General features: G+C 38.1%; 11 protein-coding genes and 1 tRNA gene. 7 read left to right on the plus strand and 5 right to left on the minus strand.

Annotation, left to right across the window (positions count from 1 at the left end):
- Positions 1 to 78: 78 nt before the first annotated feature.
- The 5 genes from BW936_RS04550 to dnaE all read right to left on the minus strand — a co-directional run bounded on the left by BW936_RS04550 (position 79) and on the right by dnaE (position 7696).
- Positions 79 to 1299: a site-specific integrase gene (locus BW936_RS04550; protein ID WP_076547111.1), complete on the minus strand. Its 1221-nt coding sequence runs from the start codon at positions 1297 to 1299 to the stop codon at positions 79 to 81.
- Positions 1300 to 1529: 230 nt separating this feature from the next.
- Positions 1530 to 1603: transfer RNA gene (locus tag BW936_RS04555), tRNA-Asp, on the minus strand.
- Positions 1604 to 1674: 71 nt separating this feature from the next.
- A complete protein-coding gene (locus tag BW936_RS04560; RefSeq protein ID WP_076547112.1) occupies positions 1675 to 2604 on the minus strand; it encodes a DUF58 domain-containing protein in 930 nt (309 codons plus the stop codon).
- 128 nt (positions 2605 to 2732) lie between these two features.
- Positions 2733 to 3050 (minus strand): thioredoxin, encoded by a 318-nt coding sequence (gene trxA, locus BW936_RS04565; protein WP_076547113.1) that lies wholly within the window; start codon positions 3048 to 3050, stop codon positions 2733 to 2735.
- 209 nt (positions 3051 to 3259) lie between these two features.
- Positions 3260 to 7696 (minus strand): DNA polymerase III subunit alpha, encoded by a 4437-nt coding sequence (gene dnaE, locus BW936_RS04570; RefSeq protein WP_076547114.1) that lies wholly within the window; start codon positions 7694 to 7696, stop codon positions 3260 to 3262.
- A 403-nt stretch (positions 7697 to 8099) separates the two neighbouring features.
- Here dnaE and BW936_RS04575 point away from each other — a divergent pair, with 403 nt between their 5' ends.
- The 7 genes from BW936_RS04575 to BW936_RS04605 all read left to right on the plus strand — a co-directional run bounded on the left by BW936_RS04575 (position 8100) and on the right by BW936_RS04605 (position 17143).
- A complete protein-coding gene (locus tag BW936_RS04575) occupies positions 8100 to 8666 on the plus strand; it encodes a 30S ribosomal protein S16 (protein ID WP_076547115.1) in 567 nt (188 codons plus the stop codon).
- Positions 8667 to 8679: 13 nt separating this feature from the next.
- Positions 8680 to 9207, plus strand: a complete 528-nt coding sequence (gene rimM / locus BW936_RS04580; protein ID WP_076547116.1) for a ribosome maturation factor RimM — start codon at positions 8680 to 8682, stop codon at positions 9205 to 9207.
- A 192-nt stretch (positions 9208 to 9399) separates the two neighbouring features.
- On the plus strand, positions 9400 to 11751 hold the full coding sequence (locus tag BW936_RS04585) for a PSD1 and planctomycete cytochrome C domain-containing protein (RefSeq protein WP_076547117.1): 2352 nt from the start codon (positions 9400 to 9402) through the stop codon (positions 11749 to 11751).
- 2 nt (positions 11752 to 11753) lie between these two features.
- Positions 11754 to 13247, plus strand: a complete 1494-nt coding sequence (locus tag BW936_RS04590; protein WP_076547118.1) for a DUF1501 domain-containing protein — start codon at positions 11754 to 11756, stop codon at positions 13245 to 13247.
- A complete protein-coding gene (locus BW936_RS04595) occupies positions 13247 to 14281 on the plus strand; it encodes an NHL repeat-containing protein (RefSeq protein WP_076547119.1) in 1035 nt (344 codons plus the stop codon). Before BW936_RS04590 ends, BW936_RS04595 begins: the two co-directional genes overlap by 1 nt.
- Entirely contained in the window at positions 14278 to 15084 is an 807-nt protein-coding gene (locus tag BW936_RS04600; protein WP_084181972.1) for a chitobiase/beta-hexosaminidase C-terminal domain-containing protein, read from the plus strand. Before BW936_RS04595 ends, BW936_RS04600 begins: the two co-directional genes overlap by 4 nt.
- A gap of 1 nt (position 15085) precedes the next feature.
- Positions 15086 to 17143, plus strand: a complete 2058-nt coding sequence (locus BW936_RS04605; protein WP_076547121.1) for a chitobiase/beta-hexosaminidase C-terminal domain-containing protein — start codon at positions 15086 to 15088, stop codon at positions 17141 to 17143.
- Positions 17144 to 17171: the final 28 nt, after the last annotated feature.

The following is a 17171-nucleotide window of genomic DNA, read 5'->3' on the forward strand; positions in this document are numbered from 1 at the left end:
AGGTAGTGGAATGAAAATGCAAACTGTTAAAATCTCAATTGAAGATTTCAACAGTTAGTAAATGCTTATAAAATTTCATCAACCAATTTTTGATTTGAGAAGCGCCATATCATCACTCACTTTCCTCTCAACGACCCTTGCATAGATTTGTGTTGTGGATAGTTTGGTATGCCCTAATAATTTAGATACTGTCTCTATTGGAACACCATTGCTTAAAGTTACTGTGGTAGCAAAAGTATGGCGCGCCATATGAAAAGTCAGGTTTTTTTTGATACCACATAGGTCAGCGATTTCCTTTAAATAACTGTTCAATTTCTGATTAGATAACTTGGGCAAAAGATTGGATGTGTCATTGGTTCTATAATGGTCTTTGTATTTATCTATTAAGATTGCAGCTTTGGGTAATAGTGGAATTTTGAATGGTGCACCTGTTTTTACTCTTTCGGCCATTATCCAAGGACTACCATCTATACCCATTACAATATTATCTTCATTTAATTGTACAATGTCAACATAAGAAATACCGGTGTAACAACTAAAAACAAATAAATCTTTCACAACCATAAGACGCTCTATGGAAGAAGACAAATCTTCAATACTTAATAATTCAAAATCTGTAAGGAAACCACGTTCTTTCTTTTCAATTTTCATTTTAAAATTGACAAACGGGTCTCTTTCAATCCATTTCATCCGATAGGCAAGAGTAACCATTCTGCGTAAACGCTTAATATGCTTCATTGCGGTATTATTGCCAATTTTAGATTGTCCGCTTTTAGGTACATACGACCGAAGAAAATCTTCAAAGCCCACGATAAAACCATATTCAAGATTGAAAAGTGGGATGTCTGTCAGTTTGTATTCCTTTAGAATATATTCCATCATATAACGTTGACTGGTCTTATATTGACCCATCGTATTCCTATGCAACTTATGTTGCATCTTTTCATTGTAGTAATCAACAAGGTTTTGAAAGGAAAAACGTGTTTTATCTTCGCCTAAAAATTTGGCTTTGACCATTTGGGAAGTGAAAGGCACTTCATCCCTCTTGAAATCTTCGTAAATCCTATATACTTTTGATTGTACTTCGTTCAAGTAAAGATTGAGAATACGGGAATCCTTATCGGTCCCACTTGCTCTTTGTAGTTTTTCATCCCAAGTAGAAATATTGATTTTCTTCTTGAGACTAATGTTGACACGTTTACCGTTTAAGGTAACCCGAATGTAGATATTTGCTTTGTTGTTTACAGCACGTTTTCCGTACACCCAAAACAATATTGAAAATGTTGATGAAGTTCGCATAATTGTCGTCTTTAATGATTAAACATTTAGTGAGACGAAAGTCAAATCAACTATACTAACACCAGTAAGTTACGTCAATCTGTCAACATAATCGCAGATAAAAAAATATGTTGACGATTTGTGACCTTTTAGATGCAAATGATATGAAATTATATGATTGCCCTAAAAACATAAAACCTTGCAAATCATAAGATTTACAAGGTTTTGAGGAAATTTGATTTCCCATTTAGCGGTCTGGACGGGACTCGAACCCGCGACCCCCTGCGTGACAGGCAGGTATTCTAACCAACTGAACTACCAGACCGTGGCGCTTAGCGAGTGCAAATATAAGAGGTTTATTTAATTGCACAAGCATTTTTTTTATTTTTTTTCATTCTAGAGAAATTTATTTCTTTCTACAAGAAAAGTATTGAGTACCGTTGAGAAATCTCGGTGTATATCTATGTCCACATATTTAATTTTGTATTGTGCACATTTCATTTTTATATCAGATAAATAGGCGGTAATTCGTTCATTATAAGCTTCTTTAATATTATCGGCATATGCATCTAAATGTTCGCCGGTTTCTACGTCCACAAATCTCTTGGCCGTATTTTCAAAATTGAAGAATAATTCTCGATTTTTATCCATTGGGTGAAAAAGTACTACATCGTGCTTATTATATTTTAAATGACGGAGCGCTTCAAACAATTCATCATCATTTTTTTCGGTTTGAAACATATCTGTAAATAGAAAAATGAGACTTCTACGTTTAATGTTTTCTGCAATTTGATGTAAATAGGTGTATGTATTTGTTTCCTTGGGCGGGTTTTTGGCCATGCCAACTTCTCTTAATTGTGCCAGGAGCATTTGAAAATGACGCTCACTGCCTTTTTCTGGGGCATAATAATTATAAGTGTCAGCGTAAATACTTAATCCCACCGCATCACGCTGCCTTTTAAGGACGTTCATAAGTGCCGCAATGGCTAAGACGCTAAACCCTATTTTATTTAAAGAATCAATGTTGATATTTTCTACCTGCGGATAATACATAGAGGCAGAACTATCCAAGATCATGTGACACCTTAAATTGGTCTCCTCCTCATACCGTTTGGTGTAAAGTTTGTCTGTCTTAGCAAAAAGCTTCCAGTCTATATGTTTGGTGCTTTCGCCATTGTTGTAAATTTTATGCTCGGCAAATTCCGCAGAAAAGCCATGAAATGGACTCCGGTGTATTCCGCTAATAAAACCTTCTACTACTTGGTTGGCAAGTAGCTCTAGGTTAGAGAATAGAGATGATTTGTTTAATTCTGATTGTAGATTCACAATTCTAAAGATACTAAAGACGGTTTAACTTTAGGGATGTGAGGAATTAAAATTATCCCAAATAAAAAATCCTGCTTTTAGCAGGATTTTTTAAATTTTATATTCCCCTTTTGGGGGTTAGGGTGTTTTTACAAAGCTGCATCAATAGCATCTGTGTAAACTTTCTTAGGTGATACACCTACTTGTCTGCTTACAATTTCACCACCTTTAAAAACTAATACAGTAGGTATGTTACGTACCCCGTATTTAGCGGCAAATTCTTGATTTGCATCTACATCAACTTTACCAACAACAGCTTTGCCGTCATATTCAGTACCTACTTCATCGATGATAGGACCTACCATACGACAAGGACCGCACCATGCTGCCCAAAAATCTACTACTACTGGTTTATCGCTTTTTAAAACTACCTCGTCAAAAGTAGCATCTGTTATTTCTAATGCCATTTTAATATCTTTTATTGATTATGCAAATTTAGTCAATTATTCTTCTGTTTCCTTACAGTCAGGCAATTCGTTTTGCCTATTCAGGTATTGGGCTAATTTATTAATTTATATAGTTCTTTTCGTACATCTAACGGCTAAATAAAAATTATAGACAGATAAGGGGGTAAATTTGAAAGCTACTTTTTGTTTTTAAACGTGATATTCTGGCTTTAATTTAGTTTAAAGTGAACGTCTTGTTTTTCTAAAAGCTGTAGTAACTCTGTCGATATATTTACTTTTTGTCGCCTGCTATTTAAAGTAACCTTAATTTTTTCTTCCATTTCATAGACGATAAAGTTGACAGGATGTTCTCCTACATGGTCAATGAAGGTGTCTTTTAGAGCGCGAACTTTTTCCGCTTTTAATTCGGCAATGTTCAATTTTATCGTAAGCTTTCGGGCGTAGGTTTCCATTACTTCTTGTAAAAGCATAAAGCTATTAAACTGCATTCTGGGGTCTCCTTTTATGCCGGTATCCTTATTCATCCATCCATCGCGAACAAATAATTTAACGTAGGCAAAAGAATTGATCATTAAGAAATGCCTGAATTTTAGATACTCCTCACCAAAAATTCTAAATTCATAGGAATCTGTATAATCTTCCATGGTGAAAGCTGCCCATCCTTTTCCATTTTTAGAAACCCTATGCTGTACATCTGTAATTACAGCGGCAAAGGTGAGTTCTCTATTTACGTAGGTCGGTAGATCATTTACACAAGCTATGTTGGCGTTACAAAATGCTTTTACTTCGGTTTTAAAATCATCTAACGGGTGACCGGAGATGTAAATACCTACCACTTCTTTTTCTCTTCGCAGTTTCTCCATCGTGCCCCATTCCTCACATGGCGGTACTACGGGTTCCGGTATTTGTACTTCGCTGGCATCACCAAAAAGACTAACCTGACTTGAGTTTTCACTTTCTTGGAACTTTGCGCCATATTTTATGGTCTTTTCTAAAAAGGTGACTCCGTCTCCTTCATTATGAAAATACTGGGCTCTGTGTGTGTTACCAAAAGAATCGAATCCTCCGGCAACGGCTAAACTTTCGAAGGCTTTTTTATTGGCTGCGCGAAGGTCTATGCGTTTTGCGAAATCGAAAACCGATTTATAAGGTCCTTCTTCTTTTCTGTTTTCAACGATGGTTTCTACTGCACCACGCCCCACACCTTTTACGGCACCCATTCCAAAACGAACGGCACCGGCATCGTTCACGGCAAACTTGTAATAGGATTCATTTACATCTGGCCCAAGAACGTCTAAGCCCATGCGCTTACATTCTTCCATGAAGAAGGTAACCTGCTTAATATCGTTCATGTTGTTACTTAATACAGCTGCCATATATTCAGCAGGGTAGTGGGCTTTACAATACGCAGTTTGGTAGGCGATCCAGGCGTAGCAGGTAGAGTGAGATTTGTTAAAGGCGTAGGCTGCGAACGCTTCCCAGTCTTTCCAGATTTTTTCCAATTTATCTACCGCATGCCCTTTTGCAGAAGCTTGTTCAATGAACTTTGGCTTCATCTTATCTAGTACATGCTTTTGTTTTTTACCCATGGCCTTACGTAAGACATCGGCTTCACCTTTTGTAAAGTCAGCCAGCTTCTGGGACAGCAGCATCACTTGCTCTTGGTATACCGTAATTCCATAGGTTTCCGCTAGGTATTCCTCGCAGGCATCAAGGTCATATATAATTTCTTCAGTACCGTGTTTACGGGCAATGAAGCTTGGTATATACTCCATTGGACCTGGTCGATACAGGGCATTCATAGCAATTAAATCTGCAAAAACTGTTGGTTTTAGAGATCTCATGTGCTTTTGCATCCCTGGAGATTCATATTGGAACACTCCAACGGTTTCCCCTCTTTGGAAGAGCTCGTAGGTTTTTACATCATCTAAAGGAAAGTTCTCCGGATCTAGTTCAACACCGTGTTTTGCTTTTACAATTTTAACGGTGTCCTTAATTAAGGTCAGCGTTTTCAATCCCAAGAAATCCATCTTTAGCAGTCCGGCATCCTCCACAACAGAGTTATCAAACTGGGTACAGTACATTTCTGAATCTTTGGCAAGCGCCACAGGAACGAACTTGGTAATATCATCTGGAGTAATGATCACCCCACAGGCATGAATACCGGTATTACGTACAGATCCTTCTAGAATATATGCCTGGTTCAAGGTTTCTGATTCAGGGCCATCACCCTCGGAAATTGCTAAAAGTTCATTGATTTTAACTAGATCTTCTGATCTAAATTTCGATTTTAAGACTTTTTCATCGACCCCAATAATCTTTTTAAGCTTAGACATATCGGGTATCAATTTCGCCATGCGATCGGAATCTTGCAAAGGCAAATCTAAGGCACGAGCCGTATCTCTAATGGCAGACTTGGCGGCCATGGTACCGTACGTGATGATTTGCGCTACTTGGTTAGCCCCGTATTTATCGATTACATAGTCCATGACGCGACCACGACCTTCATCATCAAAGTCAATATCAATATCGGGCATACTTACACGATCCGGATTTAGGAAACGCTCAAAAAGTAGATCGTACTGAATAGGGTCTAAATTCGTAATCCATAAACAATAGGCAACGGCCGATCCCGCTGCAGAACCACGACCGGGACCAACGGATACATCCATTGTTCTGGCGGCTCTAATAAAGTCTTCCACGATCAGGAAATAGCCAGGGTAACCGGTTTTTTCAATTACCTTGAGCTCAAAGTCTAGTCGCTCATCAATTGCCGGTGTAATTTCACCATATCTTTTCTTGGCGCCTTCATAGGTGATATGGCGTAGAAATTTATTCTCACCACGTTTACCGCCATCTAATTTATCTTCTTCAAATTGAAACTCTTCTGGAATATCAAAAGCAGGTAAGAGTACATCACGTGCCAGTGTAAAGGTCTCTACTTTATCTACAATTTCTTGAATATTGATGATGGCTTCAGGAATATCCTTAAAAAGCTCTTTCATCTCATCAGATGATTTAAAGTAGTACTCTTGGTTGGGTAGTCCATATCGGTACCCGCGACCACGACCAATTGGTGTGGCTTGTTTTTCACCATCTTTTACACATAATAGTATATCATGCGCATGTGCATTTTCTTTCTCTGCGTAGTAGGTGTTGTTGGTAGCAACTAGTTTTACATTATGTTTTTTGGCAAACTGGATCAGAACCTGATTTACACGATCTTCATCTTCCTGACCATGACGCATAATTTCAATATAAAGGTCATCGCCAAAAGTCTCTTTCCACCAAATTAAAGCTTCTTCAGCTTGGTTTTCGCCAACATTCAAAACTTTGCTAGGAACCTCACCGTATAGGTTTCCAGTTAGCACTATGACATCTTCTTTGTACTGCTCTACCACTTTTTTATCAATACGTGGCACATAGTATTTACCGGATACAAATGCAATGGAAGACATTTTTGCCAAATTCAGATAGCCTTGCTTGTTCTTGGCAAGCATAACTATTTGGTAGCCGTTGTCTTTTTGCGATTTATTGGTGTGGTCTTCACAGACCTGAAATTCACAACCTATAATTGGAGTGATTTCTTGTTCTGGTTCCGGTAATTCGTCTAAAGGTTCTTCTCCTTCCTCTAAAGTACCGGTTTGTGTAGCTTCGTACCTTTTTTGATTGGCTTCATTTCTAGATACTACTCCCTTATTATGGTTCAGTACTCCGTTTACGAAGTGGAAGGCACCCATCATATTTGCATGATCCGTCATGGCAACCGCAGGCATGTTTGCTTTTGCTGCAGCTTTTACCAAATCAGGAACGCTTATGGTAGATTGTAATATGGAGAATTGTGTGTGATTATGTAAGTGCGCAAAACTGGCATTTTCTAAAGTAGCTAGGTTTTCTTCTATCTCTTCTTGAGAAACACCGCCAGTATCTTTTGCCCAAAGTGCATCGGCAATTTTTTTCGATGCTTTTTTAAGGTTGATGTGTTTAAGGCCGATAAGTTCAATTTCCTGCGGATTCGCCTCGGAGAAATTCTTGAAATAATCGGGCTGAACATCTAATTGCTCTTTGGTGTATTGTTGCTTACGGATAAGTTCTAGGAAACAACGTGTAGTTGCCTCAACATCGGCAGTTGCATTATGTGCCTCTCCAAAAGGCTCTCCAAATAAATATTGATGCAATTCTGTTAACGTTGGTAGCTTGAACTTACCTCCTCTACCACCAGGAATCTGGCACAATTGTGCGGTGTGTTCCGTACAGGTATCTAAAACAGGAAGTTCTTGTAACGGATTTTCAACACCCAAACGGTGAAATTCAGCACCCATAATGTTTAAATCGAATCCCACATTCTGTCCAACAATGAATTTTGTTTTGGACATGGCAATGTTGAATTTCTCCAAAACCTCTGCAAGGGAAATACCTTTTTGTTCTGCAAGCTCCGTAGAAATACCGTGAATTTGCTCTGCATCATACGGAATATTGAATCCGTCTGGGCGAACTAGATAATCTTCATGCTCAATGCATTTTCCCATATCGTCATGCAACTGCCATGCAATTTGTATACAACGCGGCCAGTTGTCGGTGTCGGTTATAGGGGCGTTCCAGTTTTTTGGAAGACCGGTAGTTTCGGTATCAAAGATGAGGTACATAGTAAATATTCTGTGTGTTCAAAAGCGGCCAGATATTTGACCTAAAAAGTGCCTATAAAACTACAAAAAAGGTGGTGTTTGGGAAAGGGTAGTGGCAAAGAGTTATTAACGGATACTATTTAGGTATTGAATTAATTAGTGTTAAGCAGAGTATTTATTCTTGGAAGTTGAGCTTGAAGTCAATGTTTGTAAAGCTTTTTGTATGATTGCCGAATTTTTGAACCCCCTGTTTTAACATTTCCAAAAAAAGCCAGTTCAAATAACTTGAATTCAATGTTGTCAATTCAGCAATTTAAATTATATTTGCACCCGCTTTTAGATGAGCTTTGCTTTCTGATGGCGAACGAGTTAAAAAAACTAGAATTAATAATCAAGGGTCGGGCACCCTACAAATTAATGTGATATGCCAGTAAAAATTAGATTACAAAGACACGGTAAAAAAGGAAAACCATTCTATTGGGTAGTTGCTGCAGATGCAAGAGCTAAAAGAGATGGTAAGTTCTTAGAGAAATTAGGAATCTACAATCCTAATACAAACCCTGCAACTATTGAACTTGATATTGATAGTTCTGTAAAGTGGTTACAAAACGGTGCGCAACCAACAGATACAGCTAAAGCTATACTTTCTTATAGAGGTGTTCTTTTAAAGCATCACTTGTTAGGTGGTGTGCGTAAAGGAGCATTAACTGAAGAGCAAGCGGAAGAAAAATTCAATGCTTGGGTTACTGAAAAAGAAGCTGCTATTGCTGATAAAGTTGGTGGTATTGATAAAGTAAAAGCTGATGCAAGAGCTGCTGCCTTAAAAGCAGAAAAAGAAGTAAACGATAAGCGTGCTGCCGATGCTGCCGCTGCTGCTTTACCAGAAGTTGCTGAAGGTGAAAACGCTGAAGCTGAAGTAGAAGCTGTTGAAACTGCTGGGGAACCAGAACAAGCTACAGAAGCTCCTGCTACTGAAGAAAATAAAGCATAATTTTTAAGAAACGATGCGCAAGGAAGATTGTTTCTACCTAGGTAATGTCGTTTCAAAATATAGTTTCAAAGGTGAGGTGCTAGTAAAACTAGATACCGATGACCCCGAGATTTACGAAAACATGGAATCAGTATTCGTTTCTTTAGGAAACAATCTGGTTCCATTTTTTATTAAAAGATGCCGTCTTCATAAATCTAACTTACTTCGTATAGATTTTGAAGAGGTGAAATCAGAATCTGATGCTGATCGCATTATGAAATCTGGACTTTATTTGCCACTAACTATGTTGCCCAAACTTACAGGCAATAAATTTTATTACCACGAAATTATTGGTTTCAATATGATAGATTCGGTTCATGGTGATATTGGTATTGTACAAAGTGTCAACGATACTACGGCACAAGCTTTGTTCGAAGTTGAAAAAGATGGCACTCAATTATTGATACCTGTTAGTGATGATATTATCACCAAAGTAGACCGTGAGAACAAAAGTATTTTTGTTAGTACCCCAGAAGGGCTTGTGGATCTGTATTTGTCCTAAAACTAATTACACGTTCTTGATTGATAATCTTTAAAAGAAGATTGGTTTGTCCTGTAATTATCTGAATATTTGATCGAATTTTTTAGATATTTCTATATTATTTAACTTATTTGCTTGGTTATTGGTCGAATTTTAACTGTCGTCATGTGATTTAATATGTAAGTTAAAGGGTGTTTCCAAAAATCAGCATCTATGACTATGTATTTATTAAATCAATTATTGAAAATTGTTTTTTTAATTTTTACTTGTTCAATGTTGTTGAGCTGTTCTTCTGAAACAGAAAAAACAATTGCCTTGGAAGATGGCTCAAGTAAGCAGAATACCGTTCCGGAAAAAATCGATTTTACCTTTCATGTTAAACCTATTTTATCAGACCGTTGTTTTATTTGTCACGGTCCAGATAAGAATGCCGTAGAAGGTGATCTCTCCCTACATTCCGCCGAAGAAGCTTATAAGGTTTTGGGAGAACTAAAAGACCATGCTGCTATTGTTCCCGGTGATGCTTTAAAAAGTAGTTTGATAGCACGTATTTTTAGTGATGATGCCCATTTGATAATGCCGCCACCAGAGTCTAATTTAGTTTTAGAGGATTTTGAAAAAGAAATTTTAGAAAAGTGGATTGAGCAAGGGGCGGAATATAAAACGCATTGGGCATTTATACCACCAAGTCCACACGAGATTCCGGAAAATAAAAATGCAAGCTGGGGGAATAATGAGATTGATGCCTTTGTCTTGAATAAGATGACCGAAAAAGGTTTACGTCCAAGTTCAAGGGCTAGTAGTGATAAGTTGCTACGAAGAATTACGTTCGATCTAACAGGATTGCCACCTACATTAGAACAATTAGAACGATTTGCAGCTGACCCTTCAGAAGAAAGATACGCTGAAATTATAGATTCCTTATTGACTTCTGTTGATTATGCCGAAAATATGGCGGCAGAATGGATGGATATTGCGCGATACGCGGATACTCATGGCTACCAAGATGATTTTGAACGTACCATGTGGCCTTGGCGAGATTGGGTTATTCATTCGTTCAAAGAGAATATGCCTTATGATCAATTTGTAACCTATCAGTTGGCGGGAGATTTAATGCCCAATGCCAATTTAGAACAGATATTAGCTACCGGTTTTAACAGGAATCACAAAATAACTGCTGAAGGCGGGGTGATTCCTGAAGAATACCGGGTAGAGTATGTGGAGGATAGAAATACTACCCTAGGCACGGCATTTTTAGGTTTGACCTTGGAGTGTGCACGTTGCCATGACCATAAGTATGACCCTATAAGTCAAAAAGAACACTTTCAATTGTATGGTTTCTTCAATAATATACCAGAGAAAGGCTTGTTGGCAAATGCTGCAGAATTGCCTGAGCCATATATAAAAGTGACTCCTAAAGAAGTGGGTGATATTCTCGGATTCATTAATCTTGATAAAAGTGAAATGAAAGAGGTGCCTGTAATGGTCATGAAAGAAATGGATAAACCTAGAAATACCTATATTTTAGAAAGAGGTATTTATGATCAATATGGCGAAGAGGTGTATCCTGATACTCCTGAATCTATATTACCATTCAATGATTTCCCAAAGAACAGATTGGGATTAGCAAAATGGTTGTTTGAAGATGAACATCCACTTACGGCAAGAGTTGCCGTGAATAGACTGTGGCAACGTATGTTTGGTAGTGGTATTGTTGCTTCTTCGTTTGATTTTGGTAATCAAGGTTCCTTACCAACGCATCCAGAATTGTTGGATTATTTGGCTATTAAATACAAAACGGAAGGTTGGGATACCAGAAAAATGCTTAAGTACATTGCAATGTCAGAAGCTTATCAACAAGACACCAAAGCTAGTCCTGAGAAACTAGAGCAAGACCCGGAGAACAAATATTTGGCAAGAGCATCAAGATTGCGATTGTCTTCTGAAGCCATCCGTGATCAAGCATTGGCGTTTAGCGGATTACTGAATAGGGAAGTTGGCGGGCCAAGTGTGAAACCATATCAGCCAGAAGGTATTTGGGAAGAAACCACTGGTGGCGGTGGGGGAAGTACTGCCTCATATACGCTTAGCGAAGGAAAAGATGTGTACAGAAAGAGTATTTATACGTTTTGGAAACGTACCGTACCACCACCAAGCATGATGACTTTTGATAGTAGCTCTAGGGATTATTGTTCTGTTAAAAGACAAGAAACCAATACTCCGTTACAAGCTTTGGTCTTGTTGAACGATCCGCAAATTGTAGAAGCAGCCAGAGTTGCTGCCGTTGGTGAAATGGAAGAAAATCCTGATGCAGAAAAAGATCAGATCAAGAAATTGTTCTATAAAGCGACTTCACGTTTGCCTAATGAGGCCGAAATACAATCATTGACCGATTATTACAGTGAAATGTTGGCTAAAGTAGAAAGTGGAGAAATTATTACAAGTGAGTATTTAAGTATTGGTAGAAGTGAAGTGCCAGCTGATTTGAACAAAGAAAAACTGGTGGCACTGACCCTAACGGCACACACCATTTTGAATTTAGACGAAACAATTAATAGAGGCTAATTATGAGCGAAAAAAAAATTGTTGAGGAGCGGTCTCTAATTTTAAATAGACGTTCTTTTTTAGGAAAAGCGGCAATGGGGGTTGGCGGAATTGGATTGGCATCCTTGTTAGGAACTAATTTATTTAGAAAAGGAGAAAACGGATTGTATACAGCCGATAGCGGACCTACAGGAGTGAAGGGCGTATTGGATTCCCTACATCATCCTTCAAAAATAAAAAGAGTAATCTATTTGTTTCAAAGTGGTGGTCCATCGCAATTGGAGCTGTTTGATTATAAACCGCTTTTAAATAAACGGAGAGGAGAGGATTTACCGGAGTCTATAAGAAACGGGCAACGTTTAACCGGTATGACTTCTGGTCAAGATAGATTTCCTTTAGTAGGGTCTAATTTCGGATTTCAACAATACGGTAAAAATGGTACGCATATCAGTGACTTATTGCCGTACACGGCTAAAATTGTGGATGATATCTGTATTGTAAAATCAATGTATACGGAAGCGATTAATCATGACCCTGCGGTTACGTTTTTTCAAACAGGATCACAGCAACCGGGCAGACCAAGTATTGGCTCGTGGCTAAGTTATGGTTTAGGTAGTGAGAATGAAAACCTGCCTGCGTTTACGGTACTTCTCTCTAGAGGTTCTGGTAGACCCAACGGACAACCGTTGTATACACGTCTTTGGGGGAACGGATTTTTACATTCCCTACACCAAGGGGTACAGTTTAGAGCGGCAAAAGATCCCGTTTTATATTTAAATGATCCAAAGGGGACTACGGCAGATGTAAAAAGGTCTATGCTAGATAAATTGGCAGAACTGAACGATCAGCATTACCAAGAATCTAATGACCCAGAAATTCAGAGTAGAATTTCCCAATATGAAATGGCATACAGAATGCAGACTTCTGTACCTGAAGTAATGAATACCGAAGGGGAGCCAGATTATATTTATAAAATGTACGGTTCTGATGCTAAAATACCGGGTACGTTCGCAGCAAACTGTCTTTTAGCAAGAAGATTGGCAGAGAAAGATGTGCGTTTTATTCAATTATACCATATGGGATGGGATCAGCATGATAATTTACCCGGTGCAATAGAGAAACAGGCTAAAGATGTAGATCAAGCGTCTGCGGCTTTAGTTGCAGATTTAAAACAACGAGGTATGCTAGAAGATACTTTAGTTGTTTGGGGCGGAGAATTTGGTAGAACCAACTACTCTCAAGGTTTGTTGACCGATACTAATTATGGTAGAGATCACCACCCAAGATGCTTTACCATGTGGATGGCCGGTGGCGGTATAAAACCGGGTATCGTTTATGGTGAAACCGATGATTTCGGATATAATATTACCAAAAACCCGGTGCATGTGCACGATTTTCAGGCTACCATGCTGCATCAATTGGGAATTGACCACGAGAAATTCACGTATAAATATCAGGGTAGACGTTTTAGGCTTACCGATGTTGAGGGTCATGTGGTTAAAGATATTTTATCGTAATGCAAAGAAGAACATTTATTAAAAATACAGCCGCTGCATCTGCGGGAATACTAACGTGCTCTTCTGTGGGCGCAAGTATATTAGCATATAAAGATGCCATTGTTGGTCACGGTAGTCATCAATACAAGATTGATTTAAATTGGGGCGCTCTGAACCCTAATTATTACCCTGTGAACGATTGTCACGAAATGGTACAAGATTCTAAAGGCAGAATTTTGTTGCTAACCAATCACACCAAAAACAATATCATCGTTTATGATCGTTCGGGTAATTTGTTGGAAACTTGGGGTACGGATTATCCCGGTGCACACGGACTAACCCTCAACGTTGAAAATGGAGAGGACTTTCTGTACATAGCCGATAACAATCGTCATGAGGTGATTAAAACCACAATAGACGGTAAGGTGGTGCAAGTTTTTTCATATCCGAAGGAATCAGGAAAATATACGGCTAAAGAACAATACATACCCACAGAAACGACTATTGCTGAAAACGGAGATGTCTATATTGCCGATGGTTATGGTGCTCAATACATAATGCGCTACAATGCAAAAGGAGAATTGTTGCAGACTTTTGGAGGTAAAGGCGATGCAAATCACCTTTTTAATAATGCCCACGGTATTTGTATAGATACAAGAGGCGGTAAAACACCAGAGCTTTTGATTACGGCCAGACAACAAAATAAGTTGAAGCGTTTTACTATGGATGGTAAATTTATTGAAAGCATAGATTTACCGGGGGCTTATATCTGTAGACCGGTAATTAAGGGTGATAATGTGTACCTGGCAACGATTTGGTCTGGTGATGGGTCTGATGGTTCAGGATTTATTTCAATACTGGATAAGGAAAACAAATTGATTTCTGCACCCGGCGGATGTACTCCCATATATGGTGAAAACGGATTGGAACCTATGTATCAATCCATTAAAATATTTACACACCCACATGATGTGTGTGTAGATGATGACGATAATATGTATGTTGCCCAGTGGAATTCTGGAAAGACATATCCTATAAAACTAAATAGAATATGATGAAACGTACACTCTATTCTATATTTGCAATATTGATGTCGTGCCAAGCTGGTTTTTCTCAAAACACAATTTATGCTCCGACTGAGATGTTTCAATTATCTAACCCTCGAATTCAAGTTTCGTCCATATTTTTTGATTCGGATATTACACTGAATTTTGGATTGGATATGCCAAATTCAATGATAAAATATACGTTAGATGGCAGTTCTGTAAATAAAAATGCAAAAGTATTTACCGAACCTTTTGAAATTACCGAAAGTGCCGTAATCAAGGCTAAAATGTTTCATCCAGATTATATGGAGAGTGATGAAGTTGAATTAGAAGTGATAAAAATTGCACAGAAAAATGTTATTCAGCAGATAGAAATTATTCCAGCTCCCAGTGAGAAATATTCAGGAATGGGAACTGCAGGATTAATAGACCTAAAGAAAGGAAGCGCCCAGTTTGGTGGAGATAAACAGTGGTTGGGGTATCAAACGGAAAAGATATCCGCATCGCTTCAGCTTAAAAAAAATAGTGTTGTCAACAAAATTGTGGTCAGTGCATTGACCAATCAATCAAATTGGATATTTGCACCGGGAAAGGTCGAAGTTTTTCATGGGGATAAATTAGTTGGGAAAATGACGTTTGCTAAGAGCGCAAACGAATCATTGAATAGTGCCACATTTTTAAGTGTGCCTATCAACAAAGACAATTATGATGCTTTGAAAGTAATCATTTATCCGCTTAGCGAAATACCACAATGGCATCAAGGAAAAGGAACAATACCTTGGGTTTTTATAGATGAAATAATTATACAATAGCATGATTCAATTAGGAATACAAATAGGGCACCTTCATCCACTTTTTGTTCATTTGCCCATAGGGATCATTATGCTTGCCTTTGTTTTGGAGGTGTATAGTAGGTTAAGGTCAAAAGAGTCTTTCCATGAGGTAATAGAATTTACACTTTTAGTAGCTGGCGTTACGGCATTATTATCACTAGGGACAGGTTGGTTATTGGGTGAAGAAAGCGGCTATGATGCAGATTCCCTTTTTCTTCATAGATGGATGGCAGTTGCCTTTACCGTGACCGCTATTCTACTTTATTTGGTAAAACGAAGCAACATAGCTTGGGTAAGAAAGACCTATATTCCAACGTTTTTAGTAGTGTTGGCGCTGATAAGTCTTACCGGTCATTTTGGGGGTAACATGACCCATGGCGAAAATTATTTGTTCATTGAGGAAAAAGAGGAACTAATCATTACGAATATACAAGAGGCTCAGGTATATGCTCAAGTAATTCAACCTATTTTAAATGATAAATGTGTAAGCTGCCATAATGCAAATAAAGCTAAAGGCGGATTATTAATGAGTACACCAAAAGAGATACTTAAAGGTGGTGATACAGGTAGCTTATTGGATACAATTTCTGGTCACGAGCAATCATTATTTTTAGAAAGGGTTCATCTTCCTTTAGATAATGATGATCATATGCCGCCAAAAGGAAAGGCTCAGTTGACCAATAATGAAAAGGCATTGTTAGAATGGTGGATAGCCAATAAAAATTGCTTTGAATGCAAGGTGAACGAACTGCCGAGTGAAGGGGAGATGATGACTATTTTGACTACGCTAGAGCAAGATACTTCTGCAATTGCCGTATTAACCAAAGGCGCCATTGAAGTTCCTCAAGAATGGTTGCAAAATGTTAGGGCTGCCGGAATATCTGTACAAACATTATCAAACGAAAATCATTTGCTAATAGTGAATATGGCTAGTATGAATTCTGTTTCTGAAGCATCTTTAGAAGTTTTGGAGGAATACGCTGCCAATATTGTAGAGCTAGATTTAGGGTTCAGCAATTTCAACGATGATTTAATGTCAGAATTAAAGCCATTTAAGAATTTACTGAAATTAAAACTGCAGCATACGAATGTTACGGATGCCATTGGTAAACATCTTGGCGATTTTGAATGGTTAGAATCATTGAATTTATATGGTACGGCAGTGACAGATAATGTAGTGCCTGCATTGAAAGAAAACAAAAGGCTTAAAAATATTTATTTATGGAAAACCGATGTTTCTGAAGACGGATTGGCTCAGTTGCAGCAAAATTTACCGAATGTGACTATTCAGCAAATTGGAGCAGATGTATTCAAAGCAACCGTGTTGGATCCGCCAACAATTATTAGTGAACGTAGTTTTTTTAGCGATTCTTTAACCATAGCCATTGAAAGTCTTTTTGATGGTTCAGAAATATATTACACGCTTAACGGTTCTGAACCAACAGCATCTTCCCTGAAATATGAAGGCGAGATTACTCTTAAAACAACCGCAAACGTGAAGGCTATTGCAATAAAAAAGGAGTGGAAACCAAGTCATAGTGCCGAGCGTACCTTTATAAAAAATAATATAGCATATGCAAATGTAGATTTACTGTCAGTTCCTAACGAAAAGTATAAGGGGCAAGAGGGGAAAACCCTAATGGATCAAAAAAGAGGTTCCATAAATTTTGTAGATGGCAATTGGTTGGGTTTTGAAGGCAAGCATTTGAACGCAGTAGTGGAGTTGAAAGAAAAGAATGCTATCTCAAAAGTATCTATTGGTGCATTGTCAGCACCTGCAAGTTGGATTTTTTATCCTACATCTTTTGTGGTGTCCGTTTCTAATAATGGTACTAATTTTAAAGAAGTAGGAAGAAAAGACCTGGGGAATGAAGAACCAAATGCCGAAGTAAAACTTACTTTTTTCGATCTGGACATTCCTACGACGGATGCTAAATTTGTAAAACTATCTATAAAGAGTCCGTTGAAGAATCCTGATTGGCACACAGATCCAGGTGGTAAAAGTTGGATATTCATTGATGAGGTGGTACTGAATTAATTGCTTTGAACCGCAATGGAATATGTAA

The organism is Maribacter ulvicola (assembly GCF_900155985.1).
GTDB classification, from domain to species: Bacteria; Bacteroidota; Bacteroidia; order Flavobacteriales; family Flavobacteriaceae; genus Maribacter; species Maribacter ulvicola.

Coding starts and splice junctions, on each gene's coding strand:
- BW936_RS04550 (WP_076547111.1), bottom strand. CDS start 1,299: ATGCGAACTTCATCAACATTTTCAATATTGTTTTGGGTGTACGGAAAA.
- trxA (WP_076547113.1), bottom strand. CDS start 3,050: ATGGCATTAGAAATAACAGATGCTACTTTTGACGAGGTAGTTTTAAAA.
- dnaE (WP_076547114.1), bottom strand. CDS start 7,696: ATGTACCTCATCTTTGATACCGAAACTACCGGTCTTCCAAAAAACTGG.
- BW936_RS04575 (WP_076547115.1), top strand. CDS start 8,100: ATGCCAGTAAAAATTAGATTACAAAGACACGGTAAAAAAGGAAAACCA.
- rimM (WP_076547116.1), top strand. CDS start 8,680: ATGCGCAAGGAAGATTGTTTCTACCTAGGTAATGTCGTTTCAAAATAT.
- BW936_RS04585 (WP_076547117.1), top strand. CDS start 9,400: ATGACTATGTATTTATTAAATCAATTATTGAAAATTGTTTTTTTAATT.
- BW936_RS04590 (WP_076547118.1), top strand. CDS start 11,754: ATGAGCGAAAAAAAAATTGTTGAGGAGCGGTCTCTAATTTTAAATAGA.
- BW936_RS04595 (WP_076547119.1), top strand. CDS start 13,247: ATGCAAAGAAGAACATTTATTAAAAATACAGCCGCTGCATCTGCGGGA.
- BW936_RS04600 (WP_084181972.1), top strand. CDS start 14,278: ATGATGAAACGTACACTCTATTCTATATTTGCAATATTGATGTCGTGC.
- BW936_RS04605 (WP_076547121.1), top strand. CDS start 15,086: ATGATTCAATTAGGAATACAAATAGGGCACCTTCATCCACTTTTTGTT.